At 63.7% G+C, this 22278-nt stretch carries 23 protein-coding genes and 1 pseudogene; 8 read left to right on the forward strand and 16 right to left on the reverse strand.

Annotated elements, in window-relative coordinates; all coding sequences use genetic code 11:
* The 3 genes from AC0L17_RS03005 to AC0L17_RS03015 all read left to right on the forward strand — a co-directional run bounded on the left by AC0L17_RS03005 (position 1) and on the right by AC0L17_RS03015 (position 2219).
* Positions 1–675, forward strand: coding sequence for a response regulator transcription factor (locus tag AC0L17_RS03005; protein WP_023799350.1), 675 nt, complete (start codon positions 1–3; stop codon positions 673–675).
* Between the two features lie 145 nt (positions 676–820).
* Entirely contained in the window at positions 821–1459 is a 639-nt protein-coding gene (locus tag AC0L17_RS03010) for an RNA polymerase sigma factor (RefSeq protein ID WP_473514708.1), read from the forward strand.
* 10 nt (positions 1460–1469) lie between these two features.
* Positions 1470–2219, forward strand: a complete 750-nt coding sequence (locus AC0L17_RS03015) for an anti-sigma factor family protein (protein WP_473514709.1) — start codon at positions 1470–1472, stop codon at positions 2217–2219.
* A 37-nt stretch (positions 2220–2256) separates the two neighbouring features.
* On the opposite strand, the gene AC0L17_RS03020 is transcribed toward AC0L17_RS03015, so the two are convergent.
* The 6 genes from AC0L17_RS03020 to AC0L17_RS03045 all read right to left on the reverse strand — a co-directional run bounded on the left by AC0L17_RS03020 (position 2257) and on the right by AC0L17_RS03045 (position 7343).
* Positions 2257–2844 (reverse strand): histidine phosphatase family protein, encoded by a 588-nt coding sequence (locus AC0L17_RS03020; protein ID WP_473514710.1) that lies wholly within the window; start codon positions 2842–2844, stop codon positions 2257–2259.
* Between the two features lie 47 nt (positions 2845–2891).
* Positions 2892–3710, reverse strand: a complete 819-nt coding sequence (gene fabI / locus AC0L17_RS03025) for an enoyl-ACP reductase FabI (RefSeq protein ID WP_473514711.1) — start codon at positions 3708–3710, stop codon at positions 2892–2894.
* A gap of 156 nt (positions 3711–3866) precedes the next feature.
* Positions 3867–4661, reverse strand: coding sequence for a DUF1194 domain-containing protein (locus AC0L17_RS03030; RefSeq protein ID WP_473514712.1), 795 nt, complete (start codon positions 4659–4661; stop codon positions 3867–3869).
* Positions 4662–4829: 168 nt separating this feature from the next.
* Positions 4830–5747 carry a hypothetical protein gene (locus AC0L17_RS03035; protein WP_473514713.1) on the reverse strand — a complete coding sequence of 306 codons (918 nt, stop codon included), beginning with the start codon at positions 5745–5747 and terminating at the stop codon, positions 4830–4832.
* Positions 5748–5846: 99 nt separating this feature from the next.
* Positions 5847–6767, reverse strand: a complete 921-nt coding sequence (locus AC0L17_RS03040; RefSeq protein ID WP_473514714.1) for a DnaJ C-terminal domain-containing protein — start codon at positions 6765–6767, stop codon at positions 5847–5849.
* A gap of 99 nt (positions 6768–6866) precedes the next feature.
* Entirely contained in the window at positions 6867–7343 is a 477-nt protein-coding gene (locus tag AC0L17_RS03045) for an RT0821/Lpp0805 family surface protein (protein WP_473514715.1), read from the reverse strand.
* A gap of 41 nt (positions 7344–7384) precedes the next feature.
* Between AC0L17_RS03045 and pdxH the strand changes: the two genes are divergently transcribed.
* A complete protein-coding gene (gene pdxH / locus AC0L17_RS03050) occupies positions 7385–8002 on the forward strand; it encodes a pyridoxamine 5'-phosphate oxidase (RefSeq protein ID WP_473514716.1) in 618 nt (205 codons plus the stop codon).
* A gap of 48 nt (positions 8003–8050) precedes the next feature.
* Here pdxH and AC0L17_RS03055 read toward each other — a convergent pair.
* From AC0L17_RS03055 to AC0L17_RS03070, 4 genes and pseudogenes are all read right to left on the reverse strand, one after another.
* Positions 8051–8116 (reverse strand): annotated as a pseudogene (locus AC0L17_RS03055) (type II toxin-antitoxin system mRNA interferase toxin, RelE/StbE family); the annotation flags it as partial.
* A gap of 36 nt (positions 8117–8152) precedes the next feature.
* Complete coding sequence (locus tag AC0L17_RS03060; protein WP_473514717.1) at positions 8153–8461, reverse strand: type II toxin-antitoxin system RelB/DinJ family antitoxin; 309 nt, start codon at positions 8459–8461, stop codon at positions 8153–8155.
* A 67-nt stretch (positions 8462–8528) separates the two neighbouring features.
* On the reverse strand, positions 8529–9281 hold the full coding sequence (locus AC0L17_RS03065) for a crotonase/enoyl-CoA hydratase family protein (RefSeq protein ID WP_473514718.1): 753 nt from the start codon (positions 9279–9281) through the stop codon (positions 8529–8531).
* Between the two features lie 53 nt (positions 9282–9334).
* On the reverse strand, positions 9335–11104 hold the full coding sequence (locus tag AC0L17_RS03070; protein WP_473514719.1) for an acyl-CoA dehydrogenase: 1770 nt from the start codon (positions 11102–11104) through the stop codon (positions 9335–9337).
* A gap of 209 nt (positions 11105–11313) precedes the next feature.
* Here AC0L17_RS03070 and AC0L17_RS03075 point away from each other — a divergent pair, with 209 nt between their 5' ends.
* The gene (locus AC0L17_RS03075) at positions 11314–11544 is read left to right on the forward strand and encodes a hypothetical protein (RefSeq protein WP_473514720.1); all 231 of its coding nucleotides are present in this window, start codon (positions 11314–11316) and stop codon (positions 11542–11544) included.
* 175 nt (positions 11545–11719) lie between these two features.
* Positions 11720–12817, forward strand: a complete 1098-nt coding sequence (locus AC0L17_RS03080; RefSeq protein ID WP_473514721.1) for a glycoside hydrolase family 25 protein — start codon at positions 11720–11722, stop codon at positions 12815–12817.
* Positions 12818–12856: 39 nt separating this feature from the next.
* On the opposite strand, the gene purD is transcribed toward AC0L17_RS03080, so the two are convergent.
* A complete protein-coding gene (purD, locus tag AC0L17_RS03085; protein ID WP_473514722.1) occupies positions 12857–14134 on the reverse strand; it encodes a phosphoribosylamine--glycine ligase in 1278 nt (425 codons plus the stop codon).
* A gap of 162 nt (positions 14135–14296) precedes the next feature.
* Between purD and ubiA the strand changes: the two genes are divergently transcribed.
* Positions 14297–15280 (forward strand): 4-hydroxybenzoate octaprenyltransferase, encoded by a 984-nt coding sequence (gene ubiA, locus AC0L17_RS03090; protein WP_473514825.1) that lies wholly within the window; start codon positions 14297–14299, stop codon positions 15278–15280.
* Positions 15281–15508: 228 nt separating this feature from the next.
* On the opposite strand, the gene AC0L17_RS03095 is transcribed toward ubiA, so the two are convergent.
* The 3 genes from AC0L17_RS03095 to AC0L17_RS03105 all read right to left on the reverse strand — a co-directional run bounded on the left by AC0L17_RS03095 (position 15509) and on the right by AC0L17_RS03105 (position 18675).
* On the reverse strand, positions 15509–16078 hold the full coding sequence (locus AC0L17_RS03095; protein ID WP_287217818.1) for a DUF6101 family protein: 570 nt from the start codon (positions 16076–16078) through the stop codon (positions 15509–15511).
* A gap of 184 nt (positions 16079–16262) precedes the next feature.
* Positions 16263–17693 carry an FAD-binding oxidoreductase gene (locus AC0L17_RS03100; protein ID WP_473514723.1) on the reverse strand — a complete coding sequence of 477 codons (1431 nt, stop codon included), beginning with the start codon at positions 17691–17693 and terminating at the stop codon, positions 16263–16265.
* Positions 17694–17703: 10 nt separating this feature from the next.
* Positions 17704–18675 carry an L-threonylcarbamoyladenylate synthase gene (locus AC0L17_RS03105; RefSeq protein ID WP_473514724.1) on the reverse strand — a complete coding sequence of 324 codons (972 nt, stop codon included), beginning with the start codon at positions 18673–18675 and terminating at the stop codon, positions 17704–17706.
* Between the two features lie 159 nt (positions 18676–18834).
* On the opposite strand from AC0L17_RS03105, the gene AC0L17_RS03110 reads away from it, so the two are divergent.
* Positions 18835–19293 (forward strand): hypothetical protein, encoded by a 459-nt coding sequence (locus AC0L17_RS03110; protein WP_473514725.1) that lies wholly within the window; start codon positions 18835–18837, stop codon positions 19291–19293.
* A 34-nt stretch (positions 19294–19327) separates the two neighbouring features.
* On the opposite strand, the gene glyS is transcribed toward AC0L17_RS03110, so the two are convergent.
* Positions 19328–21643, reverse strand: a complete 2316-nt coding sequence (gene glyS, locus AC0L17_RS03115; protein WP_473514726.1) for a glycine--tRNA ligase subunit beta — start codon at positions 21641–21643, stop codon at positions 19328–19330.
* Between the two features lie 90 nt (positions 21644–21733).
* Positions 21734–22114: an endonuclease domain-containing protein gene (locus AC0L17_RS03120; protein ID WP_473514727.1), complete on the reverse strand. Its 381-nt coding sequence runs from the start codon at positions 22112–22114 to the stop codon at positions 21734–21736.
* Between the last annotated feature and the right edge of the window lie 164 nt (positions 22115–22278).

Here is a 22278-nt window from a genome sequence, read left to right on the forward strand (position 1 = left end):
ATGTCAAGGATTCTGCTGGTAGAGGACGACGATCGCATCGTCGGCTTCATCAAGCGAGGGCTCGAAGCCGAGGGTTACGTTGTCGACGTGACCGACAGTGGCGGGGATGCGCTGGCGATGGTGCGGGAGACGCCATATGCGCTGATCGTTCTCGACCGAATGCTTCCAGGAATTGACGGCCTCGAAGTATGTCGCATGCTGAGACGCGAGCAGCACCAGCATCTTGTCCTGATGCTCACGGCCAGAGACAGCCTGCAGGACAAGGTCGAAGGGCTGAAGGGGGGCGCCGACGACTACCTGACCAAACCTTTCGCCTTCGACGAGCTGATCGCGCGCATGGAGGCGCTGCTTCGCCGCGGCTCCAGCACAGGCACGGACCCGGTCCTCAGGGTTGGCGATCTGGCGCTTGATCCGGTCGGCAAGAAGGTCTGGCGCGGCGAACGCGAGATCAGCCTTACGGCCAAGGAATTCAGGCTTCTCGCGTATCTGATGTCGCACTCCGGCGCTGTGATCAGCAGAACCCGGCTGCTCAACAATGTTTGGGATCTGAGCTTCGACCCGGAAACGAAGGTGGTCGATGTCTACATTCGCTACCTTCGCAGCAAGATCGAAAGCGTGGACGAAAAGCCGCTCATAAAAACCGTGCGCGGCTTCGGCTACGTGATATCGGCTTGAAGCCAGCGGGTCACCCACGTTTTCAGGAAATAGGCAGTTCTCTCACCAAGCTCTAACCTGATGCTTGCCATAGTCTAATCCTGGCCTTTCCGAAATCTAGCCGGACTCCCACGCTGGTTTAGCCGCCGTGGTCATATGCTGCCACATGAAGATACCGACCCACCCCGAATGCGTGCGGAGGCGGCTGACTTCGCCTGGTCCTCATGAAACCGGAAACTTCGACGTGATTGAGACTGATCAATTCGGAAAGCAGCTTGTTGCATTTCTTCCGAACCTGCGCCGTTTTGCGATTTCCCTTTGCCGTTCCCGCGATCTTGCCGACGATCTGGTGCAAGCGGCTTGCGAACGCGCGCTTGCCAACACCGAGCGCTTTGAACCTGGAACCCGTTTTGATGCGTGGTTGTTCCAGATCCTGCGAAATCTGTGGATTGACCACATCAGAAGGCAGCGCACGGCCGGCCCGCAGGAGGACATCGAGCAACGGCAGGACCTTGTCGGCGCCTGTGGCGAGCGAGATGTCGAAGCACGCTTTACCCTGAACAGCGTTGCCCAGGCGATCACCGACCTGCCGGACGATCAGCGCGAAATCATTCTCCTGGTCTGCGTCGAGGACCTTTCCTACAGGGAGGCGGCCGGCGTTCTCGGGATCCCGATCGGGACGGTGATGAGCCGGCTGGCGCGCGCCAGAAAGAATCTCGCCGAGGCAGTCGGAATAAATCCCGACTTGCCACGTTCACCGGTCATGAAGGGCGAGAACAGAAATGATAAGATGCGAGTTTGCTGACGAAACGCTCATGGCCTTTGCAGACGGCGAACTTGACGACGCGACTGCCGCAGCCATCGAGAAAGCCATGCAGCCGGATATCGCCAGCCGGGTCGCCCTGTTCCTGGAAACCCGCATTCAGGTCAAAGAGGCACTGATGCCGGTTCTCGATGAACCCGTTCCCGAACGGCTCAGCCAGTCCGTGCAGCGAATGATCGACGAAGCCAGGTGGCGCAGCGTTCCATCGCAAGCCAGCGAGGGCGCACGTGTCGTTGCCTTCAGGGCGAGGCACAATCAGGCAATGCCGCGCCCCCAGGCATCCTGGATCATGCCGCTGGCTGCTTCGCTGGTTGCAGTCGCTTTTGGGTTCGGCGGATATTTTTTTGGGCTTGCCATCCAAAACCAGCCGCATGGACTTGAGGTGGCAGGGCAGGACAGCCCTCTTTCAGAGGCGCTCGGGCAGGTGGCGTCCGGCGAAGAAACCGTGCTGACAGGCTCCACCGACAGGATCCGTGCCGTAGCCACGTTTCGCGATGGAACCGGTTCCTTGTGCCGCGAATTTGAAATCGATTCCGCCAACCGCTCGACCGTCATATCCGTGGCGTGCCACTCGGATGATGGTTGGGCGGTGAATTTTGCCGTCGTCGCGCCCGCACGCCATGGCGGATATGCACCGGCCTCGTCTACGGAAGCGCTCGATTCCTATCTCGCGGCAACCGGAGCGCATGAGCCTCTGTCACGGGAAGACGAGGCGGCGGCATTGAGATCGTTGGGCCAGTAGAAGGCGGGCCCGTGGGCATGCTTTTGGGCGACATGCATTAGAGCCAGTCCAGGCTTCGGCCCTCCAGCCTGAGCAAGCGATCATGCGGCACATTCAGCCTGGCGGCTTCTTTCTCGGGCATTCCCAGCACCATGCGGAACAGGACGCGCACGACGCCGCCATGGGTCACGCAGACCGTCCGGCGGTCCAGCGCGTCGAACCACGGCTTTACCCGTTCGAGCAGCATTTGATAGCTTTCGGCGCCCTCGCCGGGCGGCAGGAAATTCCACTTGTCGAGGCGCCTCTCCCTGGCCGAGCCGAGATGCCGGGCCTCGAGTTCGGGAAAGGTGAAACCCTGCCAGTCGCCGAAACTCATTTCGACAAGGCGGGGATCGATGCGGTAAGCTTGGGGATCGAGCCCCATCGCCATGCGAATGCGTTCCATGGTCTCACGCGTTCGCCGCATCGGGCTGGCGACAAAATCGAAATCTTCGGGGTTTTGAACGAGTTCCGCCAGCCGATGGCCATTGCCGGTCGCCTGCTCGCGGCCGAGCGGGTTGAGATCGGTGTCGGCCTGTCCTTGCAGCCGGGACTCGGCGTTCCACACCGTCTGGCCATGGCGCGCGATGTAGACGAGCGGATACATCAGGTCATCCGGAGAGCGGCAGGCGGGAGGGTATATTCGACGCGGGTCTATTCCTTGACGGTCGAAATATCAGGCGCGTCGACCGCCTTCATGCCGACGACATGGTAGCCGGAATCGACATGGTGGACCTCGCCGGTGACGCCGCGTGAAAGGTTTGAAAGGAAATAGACCGCAGAATCGCCGACCTCCTCTTGCGTCACCGTCTGCTTTAGCGGCGAATTGTATTCGTTCCACTTCAAGATGTAGCGAAAATCGCCGATGCCGGAGGCTGCCAGCGTCTTGATCGGACCGGCGGAGATGGCGTTGACGCGGATTTTCCTGGCGCCAAGGTCGACGGCCAGATAGCGCACGCTGGCTTCGAGCGCTGCCTTGGCAACACCCATGACGTTGTAGTGCGGCATCACTTTTTCCGCACCGTAATAAGTCAACGTCAGCAGCGAGCCGCCATCAGTCATCAGCGCCTCGGCGCGCTTGGCGATGGTGGTGAAGGAAAACACCGAGATGTCCATCGTGCGCAGGAAATTGTCGCGCGTCGTCTCGACATAGCGGCCTGTCAGTTCGTCCTTGTCGGAAAAGGCGATGGCGTGGACGAGGAAATCGAGCTTGCCCCAACGCTTGGCGATGTCGTCGAATACCGCATCGAGCGTTGTCGGATCGGTCACATCGCAATGGCCGGCGACATGGGCGTTGAGTTCCGCCGCCAGCGGCTCGACGCGCTTCTTGAACGCCTCGCCCTGATAGGTCAGGGCGATTTCGGCGCCATGGTCGACGCAGGCCTTGGCGATGCCATAGGCGATCGACCGATTGTTCGCGACGCCAAGGACAAGCCCGCGCTTGCCGGCCATAATGCCTTGTCCACCCGCCATCTGAGCGCTCTCCGCAAGATTTGCTGCTTCGTGAAGTGGCTATCGCACAGGCACAGAGCCCCTTCAAGCGCTCAAAACGGACAGTGCCCGCCCGGCTGACCTTCCGACCTGGATGCCATGCAGCAGTTCTGCAAGCGTAGTTGTGCGTCGACGAGGTCACTCGATCCTGAAACGAGGCGCATCTGCCGGCGCCAACGCCAACAGGTCGCGAACAAGTTTCCTCGTCATGAATTCACCGGCATCTTTCGCATCCGAGATGTCCATGGCGAACGCTCCGGGACCGCCGATCACGCTGGAGCGGAAATATTGCCCAAGTTCCGCATCCTGCCCCAGGACCAATCCGTTGATCGTAAAACCTTGCGCCAGCGCCGCGTCTCGCGAGGATTCTGTTCCGCCCGCGAAATTGTCGGTTCCGTTGGCGCAGATGTTCATGACCGCGCGATCCGTCGCGTGCGGCGATGACGTCAACAGGAGCGAAGCAAAGGCGATCGCCTCCGACATGTTTGTCAGACGATCGTGCATCGCCGCGGGATCAGCGTCGCCGTCCTGCTCCATATCGCCGCCTCCGTAATGGGTTCGGTCGATGAGCGTCACCGAAGCGAGCGCCTGAGACACGCGCGCGGCGTCCTCGGCCGAGCCGATGACGGTCCAGGGCACCAACAGGTCGAACTTGCCATTGCTTGACCATGTGAAGACGGCGAACCCGATCCGACGCCGCGGGCCGGCGGTGGCGGCGCGCAGGAAGTCGGGGTGGACGAGCGCCCGCACGAGCCCGGCCTGCTGGAGCCATTCCTCATATCGGCCGATCGAGTCCGATACGTCGATTGCTGTGACGACATTGGCGTCGGTGCCCGGCACGACCGCGTTGGCCGCTGGCGAAGCGCCGCACAGGAAGACCATCAGTGGCAGGGCGAGGTGAAGGGCGCGCCAGCGGCAAGGTTTCGCCGGCATGGCAGGCTTCGACTTCACCCCCTGGTGTTCTGAACGACGCCGGAACCAGCGCGTTGGAACGGACGGAAACAGGTGCGACAGCATTGGCTCCTCCCGGAATGATCCCGGGGGTAACGGGCCGGAGCCAAACTTATTCCTCCTGTTCGCGCGGCCGTTTCCGCAATTCGGTTATGTCCGCTTTGAGAATGGCAGGCTCGGATCCATTGCCTGAAGATCCGCATCACGCCCCAGCCCGCGATAGAGGATGAACGCACAGCAACAGGCGACGGCAATCGACAGCATCTCGCCGCCGTCTTCCGCGTAGCCAACGAGCTTCGAGCCCGTCAGGAAGTGCAACATGTCAACCACCACGGCAAAACCCACAAGACACGCGAACAGCAGCAAAAACACCGATCCGAGGGCTTGTTGCCTCGGTCTGCTTTGCCAGAATGACCACAACAGCGGCGCCAGCAGGCCGAGCGCGACCGCCGACCAGGTGATGATTTCCCCGGTGTCGCGAGCCCGCATGCCCGGCAGCGAAACGAGGTCGAATGTCGCTGCCAGCAGCAGGCCGCCGCGCTCATGGAAACGGGTGGCGTCGTCGAGCGTCACAAAACTGAAAATCAGGGACCAGGCAAGAAACATATGCTCCCTGGTTCGAAGCCAGACGCCGAACAGAAACAGGGCGCAAAGCGCGGCCTGCCCGTAGTTGAACATCTCGGGCAGCGATCCATCCCTGCTGATGTTGAGACGCGCTGGCAGATCGTAGTGTGAAATTCCAACAGATCGAAGCGCCTCGATCGCGAAGGGAACGGTGATGACGAGGATATTCAGGCATATCACTATCAGCGCGAAAACCCTGCTGAACCTGTCGTTTCGATACATCGCCCGGATTTCCGCGAACGCACTTTCCAAACTCGATAAAGCATGACCCAGCAATCCGACGCGCTCCTTCGTTGCTCTTCGTTTGACGGACAATTTCGTTAGTCGACCAATGGGCTGGAAACGGGGCGGCCGCGGGTTTATTCCGCCCGCGCAAAAGAAAACGCTCTCGGCGACGAGCGACTGATCCGCCTGGCGCGAGCCGGCCGTGTTCCGGGCGGCCATCGAGCGATGTCGCGGAATGCGGCTGAGCCCTGCAGTCGAACAAGACGGACAGGTGAGAGACAAGAGCGTTTGCGGCGCAGCGCGCCTTGACGCGCCAGGCTAGCGTTTGCGGTTGCGCATCAACGCTTCGAGATCGCTGTCGCCACCCTCAGGGAGCATCAGCCGCACATGCGCGTAGAGATCGCCGTGACCGCCGACTTTTTCCGGCAGGCCCCTGCCCTTCAGCCGCAGGACCTTGTCCGAGCTCGACCAGGCGGGAACATTGACTGCAACCTTGCCGGTCGGCGTTTCGACCGCCACCTTGGCACCGAGCACGGCATCCGCCAGCGCAATCGGCAGGTCGGCGTGGAGGTCGCGGCCTTCGACACGGTAGCGCGGATGCCGCCGGAAGCGGATCTTGACCAGCGCATCGCCCGGTTGCCCCGGCCCTTGCTCGCCCTGGCCTTTCAGCCGGATGGTCTGGCCGTCTTCGACATAGGCTGGCAGCTTGACTGCGACCTTGCGCCCGTCGGGGAACATCGCCGTTACCTTCTCGGCAGTCGCCGCTTCTTCGATGGTGATGTCGAGCATCACGTTCAGGTCGGCGCCGGTCGGCGCCTGCCGGCCGGCACCCATGCCGGCGCCGCGCGAGAAGGTCTCGCCGAAAATCTGGCTGAAGATGTCGCTGCTGCCGTCGAACGGATCGCCGCTCGGACGGCCTGAGCGAAACTCGAAACGCGAGCCGCCCGGCCCTTGCTGCCGGCGAAAACCGGCGAACGGATCGGCGCCGCCGGCGGCGCCCTCGAAGCCTTGAAAGCGCGGCTTGCCCTCGGCGTCGATTTCGCCACGATCGAAAGCCGCACGGTTCTTCTCGTCGCCGACGATCTCGTAGGCCTGGTTGGCCGCGGCAAACCGCTCCTTCGCCCTGGGATCCGGATTCTGGTCCGGATGATGCTCCTTGGCAAGTTTGCGGTATGCCGATTTTATATCCTTGGCCGATGCGTTCTTGGCAACGCCCAGCACCTCATAGGGGTCGCGCATGCTTCCTGCCCTGGAGAAGGAGTGAGTCCATGATTGCCATCTATATGCGCTCGCATAGGAAGAAATTCCAGTAGCTTACGGTCATATGATGGCGGAAAATCAGAGCGCTTTGAAGTCCTGCATCCGCCAGGCGCCGGCGCCGGCCAGGCACACCTCGCCCTTGAACAGGGCGACGCCGTCGAAGCTTTCGCGTGAGGCGGTGAAGCGGCGGCAAAGCTGGCCGTTGTCCCTGGACTCCGCCAGTTCGGTGATCGAGCCGCGCGAACCGGTATCGGAATTGGCCCAGGGAACGGCCTGCCCGCCAAGTTCCTGGATATCGGCTGAAGACACCGCGTTGCGGATCGTCGCCTGGTCCGAGGCGTGATCCTGGTCGATCGGCAAGGCAGAGGCAGGCGTGCTGCTGGTCAGAATCGTACGGTCGACCTCCGCCTGCTCCAAACTGAAGCCGCCGGCACCGCAGGCGGCAAGCGGCAAGGCGACCAGCACGATCGCGGCGGCCTTGACCGCAATTTGCGCGCTGGCCGAAGCAATAAGGCCCCATTGCCTGCTGTCAAAAAGTTGCGCGATGCGCGACAATCGGCAATCTCCCCCGGCCGGCAATAAAATTTGGAAAAACTATGAGCGAAACTGAGTTAACAAGCGGTGACTTTGCCGAGGCTGCCGAGCCATTCCGCCTGTTTGCCACATGGCTTGACGACGCGACGAAGAGCGAGATCAACGATCCCAACAGCGTGGCGCTGGCGACCGTCGACGCCGAGGGCATGCCGAATGTGCGGATGGTGCTGCTCAAGGGGTTCGATGAAAGCGGATTTGTGTTCTACACGAATTTCGAGAGCGCCAAAGGCCGCGAGATTCTTGGCAGCATGAAGGCGGCGATGTGCTTTCACTGGAAATCGCTGCGCCGGCAGGTGCGTGCACGGGGGCCGGTGGAGATCGTTACCGAGGCGGAAGCGGACGCGTATTACGCGACACGTCCGCGCGGCAGCCGCATCGGGGCATGGGCGTCGAAACAGTCGCGGCCGCTGGAGAGCCGCTTCGCACTGGAAAAAGCCGTTGCCGAATACACGGCGCGCCATGCGATCGGCGAGATCCCACGACCCAAACACTGGTCGGGTTTTCGCATCGTGCCGCAGACGATCGAGTTCTGGCACGACCGGCCTTTCCGGCTGCACGATCGCATTGTCTTCTCGCGCAACCCTGAGGGCGGCTGGGACAAGACAAGGCTTTATCCCTGAGCGGCTGGTCCCTTAAGCGACTTCATCAACGAGCCTGGGCAATCCTCACGAGACGATCTGCTGATCGACGTGAACGGCGGCCTTGCGATTTTCGGCTTCGATATACGTGAAGATGTCGTCACGATCGCAGAGCGCAAGCCGTGCCCAGCCTCAAGACTCACCTGCCTCGGTCTTGCGAAGCGCTGCCGCCCGCCGTCCAGCAAAATGGGATTCGGCGTCAGCGTCTTCAACGTCCGGCCGGGTATCCTCGAGCGCCTGCAGAACTTTCGCCCGGAACCAGGCATCGTGGGCGTCACTGTTGCTGACGAGTTCGAGCGGCAAGGCGCCCTCATTGGCGGTGCGCGCCAACAAGATGCGGACGGCATCGGAAACCGTGAGCCCCATGTTTTCCAGAACCGCCGTGGCGCGTTCCTTCACCTCAGCGTCAATTCGGGTCTGGACCAGTGCGTTCGACGGCATGGCAGTCCTTCGCTAGCAGCCAATGTAATACATGTGCATGACATATGGCAGACTCTAGTAGCGCCAGCTAGGCCTTCTTCCTGGTCATGAAGGCCATCAAGGCGGCGCGGGCCTCGTCGGATTTGAGCCGCGCGCGAAAATGCTCGCTTTCCTGGCCGATGCGGTCAACGAGGTCTTCACGCGAGCCGCGCATCAAGTCGCGCGCGATCTTCAGCGCTTGCGGCGGCTTGGCCGCAACCTGCCCGGCAGCGGCAAGCACGGCGGCTTCGAGTTCGTTCTCCTCGACCACCGCGTAGATCAGCCCGGCGGCTTTCGCCCGCTCGGCCGAAAAGCCTTCGCCGAGGCCAAGCAGCGCGAAAGCGCCTTGCCGGCCGAGAATCTGCGGCGCAAGCAGGCTCGAGCCGGCCTCGGGGACCAGGCCGAGATCGACGAACGGCGTGCGGAATAGTGTGCGCGGCGTGGCGAAGGTCAGGTCGCAATGCAGGTTGAGCGTGGTGCCGATGCCGACCGCGATGCCGTCGACGCCGGAGATCATCGGCTTTTCCGTCCTGGCCAGCGCCATCAGGAAATCCCAGACTTCGGTGCCGCCCTCGCCGCCGGTGGCGACGACCATGAAATCGGCAAGGTCGTTGCCGGACGAGAAGGCGCCTGGAACACCGAGGAAGACATGGACGCGGATCGCCGGATCGGCGTCGCCCTCGGCAAGGGCTTTGGACATTTTCGCATACATGGCCCGCGTCAAGGCGTTCTTCTTGTCCGGTCGGTTGATGCGGATGATCTGGATGGCGCCCTGGCGCTCGACGAGGATGTGGTCTGTCACGGGTGATCCTTTGTGAAACGCCGGGCTTTTGTGAAACGTCAACCTGGTGGCTGTCAGGCAGAAATCAGTGTCTGGCCGGCCGTGGCAAGGCTGTCGGCGCCGCCGATGACACGCTCCTTCAGCGCGCTCGCCTCGCCAAGCAGGTTTTCGGCGTAAAAACGGCAAACGGCGATGCGGCTTTGGTCGGCAAGCGCGCCGCGCGCCAGATAGGCGCCGCCCGCCGCCAGCGAGATCAGCCGCAGATACGGCGTCGCGCCGGCCAGCGCCGCGTCCGAGCGGCCGTCTGCGAGCAGCCCTTGCAGGAAGCGCGTCGCCTGGCTGAGATCGTCGAGCGCCTGGTCGAGGCCATCGGCGGTGCGGCCAAAACCTTGAAGGTTCGAGGTCCGCGCTTGATTGGCGACGGCTTTCAGTTCGGCGATGTAGCCATGCACATGCTCGCCGCCGCCAAGCGGCAGCTTGCGCGCCACCAGGTCTATCGCCTGGATGCCGTTGGTGCCTTCGTAGATCGGCGCGATGCGCGCGTCGCGATAAAGTGCTGCCGCACCGGTCTCCTCGATGTATCCCATGCCGCCATGAACCTGCAGCCCGAGCGAGGCGACCTCGACGCCTACATCGGTGGAAAAGGCCTTGGCCAGCGGCGTCAGCAGATTGGCGCGCTCCTGCCAATGGATGGCTTCATCGCCGACGGACACGCGCGCGTGGTCAATGGCGTGCGCGCAGCAATAGCTGATGGCGCGCGCAATCTGGGTCAGCGCCTTCATGGTCAGAAGATTGCGCTGCACGTCGGGGTGATGGACGATCGGCGCCATGCCGCTGCCATCATAGCTCGCGGCTTTGCCTTGCCGGCGGTCATTGGCGTAGGCGAGCGCCTTCTGCGTGGCCGTTTCGGCGACCGCAACACCCTGCATCCCGACGGCGAGCCGCGCATTGTTCATCATGGTGAACATGCAGGCGAGGCCCTTGTTTTCCTCGCCAATCAGCCAGCCGATCGCGCCGGGGGCGGTCCCTTCGAAACCGTCGCCATAGATCATGGTGCAGGTCGGCGAGGCGTGGATGCCCAATTTGTGCTCCAGCCCGGAGCAGAAGACGTCGTTGCGTGCGCCAAGCGCGCCGTCGTCGCCGATCAGGAATTTCGGCACCAGGAACAGCGAAAGGCCACGCGTGCCGGCCGGCGCGTCCGGCAGCCGCGCCAGCACCAGATGGATGATGTTGTCGGTAAGATCGTGCTCGCCATAGGTGATGAAAATCTTCTGGCCGAAGATGCGGTAGGTGCCGTCGCCGGCCGGCTCGGCGCGGGCGCGCAAGGCATTCAGATCCGAGCCCGCCTGCGACTCGGTCAGGTTCATCGTGCCCATCCATTCGCCTGAGACGAGCTTTTCCAGGTATTTGGCCTTCAGCGCCGGTGAGGCATGCTTGTCGAGCGCTTCGACCGCCCCCATGGTCAGCGTCGGGCCGATGCCGAAGGCCATGGCGGCGGAGTTCCACATTTCGAGCGCGGCGACGCCCAGCATGGTCGGCAGCGCCTGGCCGCCGAATTCCTCCGGCGCTGACAGAGCGTTCCAGCCGCCGTCGATCCAGCGGCGATAAAGTTCCTTCCAGCCGGGCGGCATGGTGACGGCAGCGCCGCTCAGCACCGCGCCTTGCTCATCGCCGATCTTGTAGAGCGGCGCGACCTCTTCGCTGGCAAAGCGGCCGGCTTCCGCCAGAATGGCGTCGACGAGGTCTTCGCCAAGGTCGCCAAAAGTGCCGGCGTCAAGCGCCGGCTTCAAGCCAGCCACATGCTTCAGCGTGAAGGCGATTTCCTCGACTGGTGCCCGGTACATGCCGCTCGCTCCTCCTCTGTCCGGCAAGCCAACTTAAGATCCGTGCCGACACAAGACCATCCGCTTTTGGGCCGCCTCTCCATGTTCTTTTTACGTAAACGTCAAATTTTGTCACGCAGATTTTGCAATTGGAACTGTTCACGCTAACATCGGCAAAAAGCCGGACAAGTCGACCGGCGACCAATCAAGAATACCGGAGGGGACCGCCCGTGCTCGCCAGACCTGACGCCTATCGCTGCACCGAATGCGGCCTGCCCTATCGAGCGGCAGCTTTTTGGCACCATCGGGGGAAGATCGAGGACGGCGCCGCCTATTGGTCGGATCGCGGCATCCTGTGTTCGCCGCAATGCTCGCTGGCCCATCACCGCAAGCGCCAGGCTGAGGGGACGCTGCCGCAAGCGCCGGCGCCCGACCCGTTCCACCCGCTCGCCCTCCGTTGATGACCAGCAAAGCCATCCCCGGCACGATTGCGGCGGTCGCCGCGGGCCGCCGAAAGTATTTCCTTAACCATGGCGGTTCAGGATCAGGCTTTGGCCAGCAAGGATCTGCTGTTTGAAGCCGCCGGCGCACCCTCTTCGCCGTCCAGGACTCCTCGCCGTCGCGACCGCGACGGCAATGGCGTTGGCGCCGGCACAAGCCTCGGACTTCTCCGCGCCCTGGAAGAAGACCGACCGGGCGCTGGTGATCGACGCCTACGAATACAATCCCATCGATTGGACCGAGCTCGCCACCGACAAGCGCATCGTCGGCTTCATCAACAAGGCGTCCGACGGGATGCCACCAGCGTATTTCTGTTTCGGCGACGAGACCGCGACGCGGCTCTGCAAGGCGCTGTGGAAGCGCCATGCGGTGGCACAGGAACTGTTCCAGACGCGCAAGGTGGTGGCCAAGGCGCTCGGCCTGAAATGGGGTGCTTACCATCTCGCCCGCCCGGGCAACCCCGTCGGACAGGCCAATAATTTCATCAATTTCGCGAAACCTGGTCCGGACGACCTGCTCGCCCTCGACATCGAGGATGACGACCCGACGAAATGGATGTCGCTCGAGGATGCAGAGGAGTTCGTGCGCCATGTGCATCGGCGTATTGGCCGTTTTCCGGTGCTCTACACCAACGGCAAGACCGCCAAGCACATCGCCGACAACAGGTACAAATACCGGCTCCTGTCGCGGCTGCCGCTCTGGTATGCGCGCTACAAGCCCGACATCGGCGTGCATTTTCCGATGGGCAACTGGCAAGGCTACGCACTCTGGCAGTTTTCGGCAAAAGCCAATTGCGGCCGGTTCCGCTGCCCTTACCGGGTGGCTGGCACGCCGAACGACATCGACGTCAATGTCGCACCGATGGATGCCGCCGCCCTGCGCGCGCAATGGCCGTTCGGCGGCCTGATCGACGCGCAGCCGGATTACCTCGCCTCTATACCGCTGCCACTCTCGCGGGCGGCTGGCCTTGCCGGCAATGTCACCCTTACCTATGCGACCGTGGCGCCGCCGCCGAGCTTCACCGAAATGGTCGCCATGTTCAGCGCGGGCTGGGCCAAGTTCCGCGGCAGCTTGCAAATGCCTGCCGTGGGGACAGCGCTGCGTCTTCCGCGCCGGATCGCCGACTATCTGGGGTGGCTGCGAAAGGAAAAGCCCTCCGCATCGGCCGTTGAAGCCGTGTCCACCGATCCGGTCAGCACTGCGTCGACCGAGTTGGATCGTCGCCCCCGCTAATCTTGCCCCCGCTAATCTTGCCCCCGATAATCTTGTACGTCAGCGCGCCTGCTCGCGGGCCACGGCCTGCCAGCCGATGTCGCGGCGGCAAAAACCTTGCGGCCAATCGATCCGGTCGAGCGCCGCGTAGGCTCGTCGCTGTGCCTCGCCGACCGTGCCGCCGGTCGCCGTGACACCGAGCACACGGCCGCCATTGGCGACCAGCGCGCCGCTGTCGATGGCGGTGCCGGCATGAAAGATCTCGACGCCTTCGCCCGCGGCCTGTTCGACGCCGCGGATGACCGAGCCCTTTTCCGGGGTGCCGGGGTAACCCCTTGCCGCCATCACCACGGTGAGCGCCGCCTCGTTGCGCCAGCGCACTGAGGTATGTGCAAGCTGGCCGTCGGCGGCAGCGTTGAGCAGGACCAGGAGATCGTCCTTCAGCCGCATCATCAGCACCTGGCATTCCGGATCGCCGAAACGGGTGTTGTATTCGATCAGCTTCGGCCCATCGCCTGATATCATCAGCCCGGCAAACAGCACGCCCGAAAACGGCGCGCCAAGCTCGGCCATGCCGCGCATGGTCGGCTCGATGATCTCGCGCATGGTGCGGTCGATCATCTCCGGCGTCATCACCGGGGCCGGCGAATAGGCCCCCATGCCGCCGGTGTTCGGGCCGACGTCGCCGTCACCGAGGCGCTTGTGGTCCTGTGCGGTGCCGAATGGCAGCGCGGTGACGCCGTCGCACAGGCAAAAGAAGCTCGCCTCCTCGCCGGTGAGAAACTCCTCGACCACCACCTCCGCGCCGGCCTGTCCGAAGGACCCGTCGAAACAGGCGTCGAGCGCTGCCAGCGCCTCGGCCAAATTCATGGCGACGGTAACGCCCTTGCCGGCGGCGAGGCCGTCGGCCTTGATGACGATCGGCGCGCCCATCTTTTCGACATAGGCCCTGGCCGACGCCAGATCGCCGAAGCGGCCATAGGCGGCGGTCGGGATGTCGTATTTCGCACAGAGATCCTTGGTGAAACCCTTAGAACCTTCCAGCCGCGCCGCCGCCCTGGACGGGCCGAAGACGCGAATGTTTTCAGCGCGGAGGTCGTCTGCAATGCCGGCGACCAGCGGCCCTTCCGGCCCCACCACGACGAGGTCGATCTTCTTCTCCGTGCAGAACCGGGCCACCGCCGCGTGATCGGCAATGTCGAGCGTCACCAGTTCGGCTTCGCGGCCGATGCCTGGATTGCCGGGCGCCGCGTAAAGCTTGGTCAGCAGCGGCGAGGCCGCGATCTTCCATGCCAAGGCATGTTCGCGGCCGCCGGAGCCGATCAACAATACGCGCATGCCCAGATCCCTTGCCATTCCACGATCAGGACTGCGCTATTGCGCCCCGTACGATGGGTCAAGACATTTGGAAGACTTTGGGCGCAATTCCACACGGGAACGGGGAATGGTTCGGCCCGCTTGACGCTTGACGGCGTTCGCCGCTGCTGCCACTTCAGCACGATGGAACCCATCCAGTCGAAAGCAGCCCAGGGCCGCGTTGCCGATGCGCCGAGCGGCCACTGGGTCTACCGCATCCTGCCACGCTGGCTGTGGCCCTATGCGCAGCTTGCCCGGTGGGACCGGCCGATCGGCTGGCAGTTGCTGCTGTGGCCGTGCTGGTGGTCGGCAGCCCTTGCCGCGAGTGCCTATCCACGCCCTACTGATCCCCTGCTCTCGCTGCTGCCGGCGCCATGGTATCTCGTGCTGTTCCTGATCGGCGCCGTCGCCATGCGCGGCGCCGGCTGCACCTACAACGACCTGGTCGACCAGGACATCGACAACCAGGTGGAACGCACGCGCTCGCGGCCGCTGCCGGCGGGAAAGGTCACGCGCCGGCAGGCCTGGGCGTTTCTCGTGATCCAGGCACTGGTTGGACTCGCTGTGCTTCTGCAGTTCAACAGCTTTGCCGTCCTGCTCGGCATCGGCTCGCTCGCCGTCGTCGCCATCTACCCGTTCATGAAGCGGTTCACCAATTGGCCGCAACTGGTTCTCGGCCTTGCCTTTTCCTGGGGTGCGCTGATGGGATGGGCGGTCGAATTCGGCAATCTCGATGGCCCGGCCGTCATGCTCTATATCGGCTCGATCCTGTGGGTGATCGGCTACGACACGATCTATGCGCATCAGGACAAGGAAGACGACGCCATCGTCGGCGTGCGCTCGACCGCACGCCTGTTCGGCGACAACACCAGGACCTGGCTCGTCGGGTTTTATGGCGGAGCGCTGGTCTGCTTCGCCGTCGCCTTCGCGGCGGCGCAGGCGCCAGTGCCGGCGCTGGCCGGGCTGGTCGCCGCCGGCGCCCATATGGCGCGGCAGATCACCGCGCTCGACATCGACGATCCCGACCAGTGCATGCTTCTGTTCAGGTCGAACAACCAGGTCGGCTGGCTGGTTTTCCTTGGCCTGATCGGCGGTGCGTTATGGGTGGCGCTGAAGCCGCTGGTTTAGGAAGTTTTCCCTTCTCCCCTTGTGGGAGAAGGTGGATCGGCGCGCAGCGCCGAGCCGGATGAGGGGTGTTGGAAGAAATGAGGCGTTGGCGTTTGCTGGAACACCCCTCATCCGACCGAGCTTCGCTCGGCCACCTTCTCCCACAAGGGGAGAAGGAAGAACCGCGCTCATCCGACCTCGCTTCGCGAGCCACCTTCTCCCACAAGGAGTGAAGGGAAAGCGCTCGCTCTATTCGTCCCGCGAAATAATTTCCTGGCCGCCGATCACCAGCCTGAGGCCGAGGGCGCCGGCCCTGCGGCGGGCGAGGAAGCGCGGACGACGCGTGGTCGAAGGCCGACCCCTGCGGCGGTCCTGCGCGGGCAATGTCTTGATGGCGGCGCCAAGCGATTCCTCCAGGGTGCGGGCGATGCCGTCGGATTCGATCAGAAGCATCGGCAGACGGTAAGCATCGGCCCAGGCGCGCCAGTCGGCGGCGACATCCTCGAGATCGTCGGCCACCAGCAGCGGCACCGACAGCATCGGATCATTGTGCAGAAGCTCCAGCGTCACCGTGACATTGCCGTCCGGATCCTCCATTGCGCGGGCTGCCACGCCACGAAACGCATTGGCGGGCAGAGCGATGAACGCCCGCAGGCCGCTCATCTCCAGCACGCGGCGAATGACGGCGCCACGATGGTCGATGGTGAAGGTAACGTCGCCATAGTCGTCGCGCGTCGCGTAGCTTACCACCTGCGGCAGGCGGAGTGGGTCGAGGCGCATATTGCGCCCAGCCCAGACTGGCTTCAGTCCAGTGTTCATATCGTGCCTTTCCTGTCTCTCCTGAGAGCCGGTCTTCCGGTTCTCCGGGCCGGTTTTTCCGGCCTCGTTGTGGGGAAACATTAGCGCGGGCTTCTTATCGCAGCGCTTAAGAAAGTCGGTTAAATTTTGCTGATCTCGAGGCGATGGTTATCGGAATGCAACCATTCACAAGACGGCGAAAGGATCAGATAACCTTACCGGGATTCATGATGCCGGCCGGGTCGAAGGCCGTCTTCACCCTGCGCATCAGTTCGATCGCCATCGGCGGCGCTGTCGCGATCAATTCATCCCGCTTCAGCTGGCCAATGCCGTGCTCGGCCGAGATCGAGCCGTGAAGGCTGCGCACGACATCGTGCACGGCCTTGTTCATGGCGTGATAGAGCCGGAGAAACGCTTCGTCATCGCCGCCGACCGGCCGGGAGATGTTGTAATGGAGATTGCCGTCGCCCATGTGGCCGAAACACACCTCGCGCGCACCGGGGCTGACCGACTGAACGGCGCCGGCTGCCTTTTCGATGAATTGCGGGATGGCCGCCACCGGCACAGAGATGTCGTGCTTGATCGAGGCGCCTTCGGGCTTCTGCGCCTCGGGCAGCAGCTCGCGGAAATTCCAGAAGGCATCGCCCTGCGCGATGCTCGCCGCAATCACCGCATCGCCGACGATCTCCTGCTCGAGGCCGGCTGAGAGCACCTCCTCGATCAGGGCCCTGGCATCCTCCGCCGAGCGGCCCGAAGAGATCTGCATCAGCACATACCATGGCCAATCGCCGGACAGCGGCCGCACGACGCCTGGCGCGTGCAGAAGCGTAAAATCGTAGGGCCTCTGGCCGATCAGCTCGAAAGCAGTGAGTGCCGCACCGGCGCGATCCATCGCCAGGCTGAACAGGGACAGTGCCGCCTCAGGTGACGACAGGCCGGCAAAGGCCACCTCGCGCCCCTTGGGCTTGGGGAAAAGCTTGAGCACGGCGGCGGTGATGACGCCGAGCGTGCCTTCCGCACCGATGAACAGGTTTTTTAGATCGTAACCGGTGTTGTCCTTCTTCAGCTTGCGCAGATCGTCGAACACCTCGCCGGTCGGCAGCACCACCTCGACGCCGAGGCACAGCTCACGCGCATTGCCATAAGCGAGAACGCCGGTGCCGCCGGCATTGGAAGAGAGATTGCCGCCGATCTGGCAGGAGCCTTGCGCGGCAAGCGACAGCGGAAACAGCCGGTCGGCGGCATCGGCCGCTTCCTGCAGCGTCTGCAGGATGACTCCGGCCTCGACGGTGACCGTGTTGGACAGGACGTCGATCTCGCGGATGCGGTTCAGCCGCGACAGCGACAGCACGATCTGGCGGCCGGACGTGTCCGGCACCTGCGCGCCGACCAGCCCGGTGTTGCCGCTTTGCGGCACGACCGGCGTTCCCGTCTCGGTTGCCAGCTGCATGATGCGGCTGACCTCGTCGACACTGCCTGGCCTCAGCACCAGCGCCGTCCGGCCATGCCACAGACCGCGCCTCTCCGTGAGGTAAGGCGCGATATCCTGCTGGTCGCGAAGCGCATATTTGTCACCGACGATTGCCGCAAAGCGGTCGATGAGGGCGGGGTCGATATCCCTTGAGATGTCGTTCATGGATGGGAAACTATGGTGCTCGGTCGATCTTGTCACGAGGGGCGGCGGCACGCGAAAGCCGGTCGTTGATCGCCTCGCCCAGCCCGTCGGAGGGGATCGGCTCGACGGCGATTGTCTTGGCGCCGCTGCGATCGAGATCCTGCATGTGGGCAAAGAGGTTGGCCGCGGCCTCGCGCAGGTCGCCGGTTGCGGACAGGTTGCGCAAGGCGGCGGCGCCTTGCCAGCCTTCGGCACGGCGCGGGCCGAACGCTAGCAAGGCTTCGCCCTTTGCGACTCTTGCGGCGTTGACCCGCACCGCAGCAACCGGCGCGTAATGCGAGGCGAGCATGCCCGGCGCCTCGATGCCCGCCGCGCCGCGCCGCAGCTTCATGCCGGCGGTCGCTTCGATCTCTTCGGCGGCAATGCCGCCCGGCCGCAGCAGCCGCAGTGTTCCGCCCTCTATCTTCACGATTGTCGATTCGACCCCGACCGACGTCGCGCCGCCATCGACCACCAGCTTGATTTTTGGACCGAGATCGGCGGCCACGGCCTCGGCCGTCGTTGCGCTGATCCTGCCTGAGGAATTGGCGCTGGGCGCTGCAAGCGGGCGTCCGAGCCTGGCGATCAGCTGGCCACCAAAGCCTTTCGGCATGCGCAGCGCGACCGTATCGAGCCCGGCGGTGACCAGCGGATGAATGCCGTTGCCGGGCCGCTGCGGCAGCACCAGCGTCAGCGGTCCCGGCCAGAATGTCTGCGCCAGCCTTTTCGACACGGGATCGAACAGCGCGATGCGCTCAGCCATCGCCAGATCGGCGACATGGGCGATCAGCGGATTGAAGCGCGGCCGGCCCTTGACCTCGAAGATGCGCGCCACGCCAACGCCATTGGTGGCATCGGCGGCCAGCCCGTAGACGGTTTCGGTCGGAATGGCGACGACATCGCCGCCTTCGAGCAGCGCCAGCGCCCGCTCCATCGCCTCGCCGGCGGCAAGTATCTCAGCCACTCTCATCACCTCACAGATGTGGGTGCGTAATACGGTGACGTTCACGGGGCAAGTGCGGGCGGAAGCGAATTGCCAATCACTAAAATGCTGGCTTTCCTGGCAAGCCCGCATCAATTTCCGGACGCTATGGTGCCGGCCTGTTGGGCAAGGGGAACTATCATGGTCTGGGTGCGTATCCTGGGAGCGCTTGGCCTCACTCTGGCGGCGGGCACAGCACAGGCTTCGTCCTTCGTTGTTCCCGGTGCACCATCCTTGACGCCGTCCGTCATCAGCCTCGGTGCGCCTGAACCGGCGAAGGTGGCTGGCAACTCCTCGACGCCATCGATCGTGGCGCTCGGCGAACCAGTGCCCGATGTCACCTATGAAAAAGTTTCTGCGATCCCGAGTCAGCCCAAGCCCAAGCATGATTTCACGCAAAGCCCGATGATCATTCGCGGCGGCATCGTCGGTGACGCCTTCACAAAGCCGGCGCCCAGCCCCGCACCTGCTGCGGCAACTGCTGCCGCAGCGCCCGGGGCAGCTACAAAATCCGACAAAAAAACAACGGCAACGAACAGCCCGCCTGAGCCCGCAGCGCCGCAACCAACGCCCATCCCCGAGATCGACCAGGCCAGATAGAAGTTCGCGGGACGCTCGCCTGAACTGCCAAGCCTCAGCCGGCGATCTTCGAGAAATCCGCGACCTGGTCGGTCGCTGCCCGGATGCGCGCCAGCAACGCCAGGCGGTTGGCGCGCACGGCCTGGTCCTCATCATTCACAAGAACGCGTTCGAAGAATGAATCAACCGGTTCACGCAACGCGCTAAGCGCCAGCATGGCGGCGGAAAAGTCTTCGTTGTGAATCGCTTGGCCGGCTTCCTTCTCGGCCTGATTCACCGCGGCAAACAGCGATTTCTCGGCATCTTCCCGGAATAGAGCCGGCTCAACATGTTCGGCGATCGTCGTTTTCTTCTTCTCCTCGGCGGCCAGGATGTTGGCCGCGCGCTTGGTGCCGGCAAGCAGGTTCTTGCCGTCCTCGGTGTCTAGGAAAGAGCCTAGGGCTTTGACACGACGGACGATTTGCAGGAGATCGTCGGACTGCGGCGTGATGACCGCATCGATCAGATCATGCCGCGCGCCCTGGTCGCGGAGATAGACCTTTAGGCGGTCGTGGAAGAAGGACAGGAGGTCGGCGCTAAAGGGCCGTCCGGACGCGAGATAGTTCGCAATCTGGTAAGGGCGGTCGAAGAGAGATGTCAGTGCAAGCCGGACACGATTCTCGACCAAAATCCTGATCACTCCCAGCGCCGCCCTCCTCAGCGCATAGGGGTCTTTCGACCCGGTCGGCTTTTCGTCAATCGCCCAAAAGCCGACCAGCATGTCGAGCTTGTCGGCGAGCGCTACGGCCACCGATACCGGATCGGTCGGCACGCGGTCCGACGGGCCCTGCGGCTTATAGTGCTCCTCGACGGCGGCGGCGACCGAGGGATGCTCGCCTTGCAGCAGCGCGTATTTGCGGCCCATGGCGCCCTGCAATTCCGGGAACTCGCCGACCACCTCGGTGGTGAGGTCGGCCTTAGCCAGGACGACAGCGCGACGTGCGAGCGCGGTAATCTCCCCCCTTGAGGGGGAGATGTCGCCGAAGGCGACAGAGGGGGTCGGCGCGTCCTGGCGCGACGCCCTATTATGGACAGAGAATGCCGGCGCTTCACGCGCAACGCCCCCCTCTGGCCTACCGGCCATCTCCCCCTCAAGGGGGGAGATTGCGCTCGCCACTATCGGCGCCAATTCTTCAGCCAGTTGGGCAATCCGCTCCACCCGCTCACCCTGCGTGCCGAGTTTGGCGTGGAAGGTGACGCCGAGATGGTCGAGGCGGGCCATGCGCTGGTCGAGCGGCTTCTTGAGATCGAGCCCGAACTTTTCCGCCGATGCCTGCAACTGGTCGAGGTCGGGCAAATCGCCCTGGTCGGTCTTCCAGAAATAGAGCGCGTCGGAAAGGCGGGCGCGTACCACCTTGCCGTTGCCGTGGGCGATCTCCTTGCCGCCGTCGCTGGCCTCGATGTTGGCGGTCAGGACGAAGCGGTTGGAAAGCTCCTCGCCGGCGCCCTGCGGCCGCGTCACAAAACACTTCTGGTTGGCGCGGATCGTCAGACGGATCACCTCGGCCGGAATGGCGAGAAAGTCCTGCTCGAATTCGCCCATCAGCACGACCGGCCATTCGACCAGGCCTGACACTTCCTCAAGCAGCCCCTCGTCCTCGACAAGGTTGAGCCCGTTGGCGAAAGCGAGATTCCTGGCGTCGGCAAGGATGATCTGCTTGCGCCGGTCGGCGTCGAGCACAACCTTCGCCGCCTCCAGCTTGGCGGCATAGTCGTCAAAACGGCGCACGCCGATGGCGCCCGGCGCATGAAAACGATGGCCGTAGGTGATGTTGCCCGAGCGGATGCCGTCGATCTCGAAATCGACGACCACCGGCTCCTCGGTCTCCGGGCCGAAGGTGCAGAGGATGGACTGCAGCGGCCGCACCCAGCGCAACGATCCCGGTTTCGCCGAGGCCGGCCCCCAGCGCATCGATTTCGGCCATGGAAAGTCGCGGATGATGCCCGGCACCAGTTCGCCGATTATCGTCTCGGCCGCCCGGCCCGGCTTCGCAATATGGGCGACATAGAAGTCGCCCTTCTTCGGATCGGCGTGGACATGCGCCTCGGCGATCGAGGAAAGACCGGCCTTGCGCAGAAAACCCTGGACCGCCTGTTCGGGCGCTTTGGTCGAGGGTCCCTTGATCTCCTCGCTTATGTCCTTCGAGCGCGCGGTCACGCCGCGAATGTCGAGTGCCAGCCGGCGCGGCGTCCAATATTCGCGCGCCGCCTCATAGGTCAGCCCGGCCTCGACCAGACCGTCCGTCATCATCTTCTTCAGGTCGCCCGCCGCCTTGCGCTGCATGCGCGCGGGAATCTCTTCCGAACGAAGTTCTAAAAGCAGGTCGGGCATAACTTAGCTCCTCACCCTCCCCTCGATGGGGAGGGTCGGCGCGTCAGCGCCGGGGTGGGGTGGCGGCGTCTCGGTCACCAGCGCCTTGCGCTATCTCACGGGGCGAAGGTGTGATTTCCGTTCTTCCACCGCCGCATAGATCGTATCGAGCACGGAATCCAGTTCGTTTTTTATCTCGTGGTTCCAGAAGCGGATGACGCGATAGCCTTGGCTTTCGAACCATTTCGTTCGAGTCTCATCGTGGCGCTGCTGGTCATCAAAACCGTGGTGGGCACCGTCGACCTCAATGATCAACTTCAGCCGATGGGACATGAAGTCAGGAAAGTAAATCCCGACCGATGCCTGTTTACGGAAGTGCGTGCCTTCCACAGGGATCCGCCAGAGATGCCGCCACAATATGCGTTCCTCATCGGTCATTGCCGCGCGAAGCCGCTGCGCAGACTGCAGCTTGAACCGGTCAAGCTTCGGCATTGGCAAAATCGCCCCGAGGGGGGGGGGGGGGGGGGCGCCCCCCGGCCGCCGGGGGGGGGCCCCCCCCGCGCCGCGGCGCGGGGGGGTGGGGGGGGGGGGGGGGGGGGGGGGGGGGGGGGGGGGGGGGGGGGGCCGCCCCCAACCCACACGGGGGGGGGGGCCGG

Source organism: Mesorhizobium sp. WSM4829 (assembly GCF_055811475.1).

Excerpts from the sequence above, each read along its gene's own strand:
- AC0L17_RS03005 (WP_023799350.1), top strand. The coding sequence starts at position 1 with ATGTCAAGGATTCTGCTGGTAGAGGACGACGATCGCATCGTCGGCTTC.
- AC0L17_RS03010 (WP_473514708.1), top strand. The coding sequence starts at position 821 with ATGAAGATACCGACCCACCCCGAATGCGTGCGGAGGCGGCTGACTTCG.
- AC0L17_RS03015 (WP_473514709.1), top strand. The coding sequence starts at position 1,470 with ATGGCCTTTGCAGACGGCGAACTTGACGACGCGACTGCCGCAGCCATC.
- AC0L17_RS03020 (WP_473514710.1), bottom strand. The coding sequence starts at position 2,844 with ATGTATCCGCTCGTCTACATCGCGCGCCATGGCCAGACGGTGTGGAAC.
- fabI (WP_473514711.1), bottom strand. The coding sequence starts at position 3,710 with ATGGCGGGTGGACAAGGCATTATGGCCGGCAAGCGCGGGCTTGTCCTT.
- AC0L17_RS03030 (WP_473514712.1), bottom strand. The coding sequence starts at position 4,661 with ATGCCGGCGAAACCTTGCCGCTGGCGCGCCCTTCACCTCGCCCTGCCA.
- AC0L17_RS03035 (WP_473514713.1), bottom strand. The coding sequence starts at position 5,747 with ATGGCCGCCCGGAACACGGCCGGCTCGCGCCAGGCGGATCAGTCGCTC.
- AC0L17_RS03040 (WP_473514714.1), bottom strand. The coding sequence starts at position 6,767 with ATGCGCGACCCCTATGAGGTGCTGGGCGTTGCCAAGAACGCATCGGCC.
- pdxH (WP_473514716.1), top strand. The coding sequence starts at position 7,385 with ATGAGCGAAACTGAGTTAACAAGCGGTGACTTTGCCGAGGCTGCCGAG.
- AC0L17_RS03060 (WP_473514717.1), bottom strand. The coding sequence starts at position 8,461 with ATGCCGTCGAACGCACTGGTCCAGACCCGAATTGACGCTGAGGTGAAG.
- AC0L17_RS03070 (WP_473514719.1), bottom strand. The coding sequence starts at position 11,104 with ATGTACCGGGCACCAGTCGAGGAAATCGCCTTCACGCTGAAGCATGTG.
- AC0L17_RS03080 (WP_473514721.1), top strand. The coding sequence starts at position 11,720 with ATGGCGTTGGCGCCGGCACAAGCCTCGGACTTCTCCGCGCCCTGGAAG.
- purD (WP_473514722.1), bottom strand. The coding sequence starts at position 14,134 with ATGCGCGTATTGTTGATCGGCTCCGGCGGCCGCGAACATGCCTTGGCA.
- ubiA (WP_473514825.1), top strand. The coding sequence starts at position 14,297 with ATGGAACCCATCCAGTCGAAAGCAGCCCAGGGCCGCGTTGCCGATGCG.
- AC0L17_RS03095 (WP_287217818.1), bottom strand. The coding sequence starts at position 16,078 with ATGAACACTGGACTGAAGCCAGTCTGGGCTGGGCGCAATATGCGCCTC.
- AC0L17_RS03100 (WP_473514723.1), bottom strand. The coding sequence starts at position 17,693 with ATGAACGACATCTCAAGGGATATCGACCCCGCCCTCATCGACCGCTTT.
- AC0L17_RS03110 (WP_473514725.1), top strand. The coding sequence starts at position 18,835 with ATGGTCTGGGTGCGTATCCTGGGAGCGCTTGGCCTCACTCTGGCGGCG.
- glyS (WP_473514726.1), bottom strand. The coding sequence starts at position 21,643 with ATGCCCGACCTGCTTTTAGAACTTCGTTCGGAAGAGATTCCCGCGCGC.
- AC0L17_RS03120 (WP_473514727.1), bottom strand. The coding sequence starts at position 22,114 with ATGCCGAAGCTTGACCGGTTCAAGCTGCAGTCTGCGCAGCGGCTTCGC.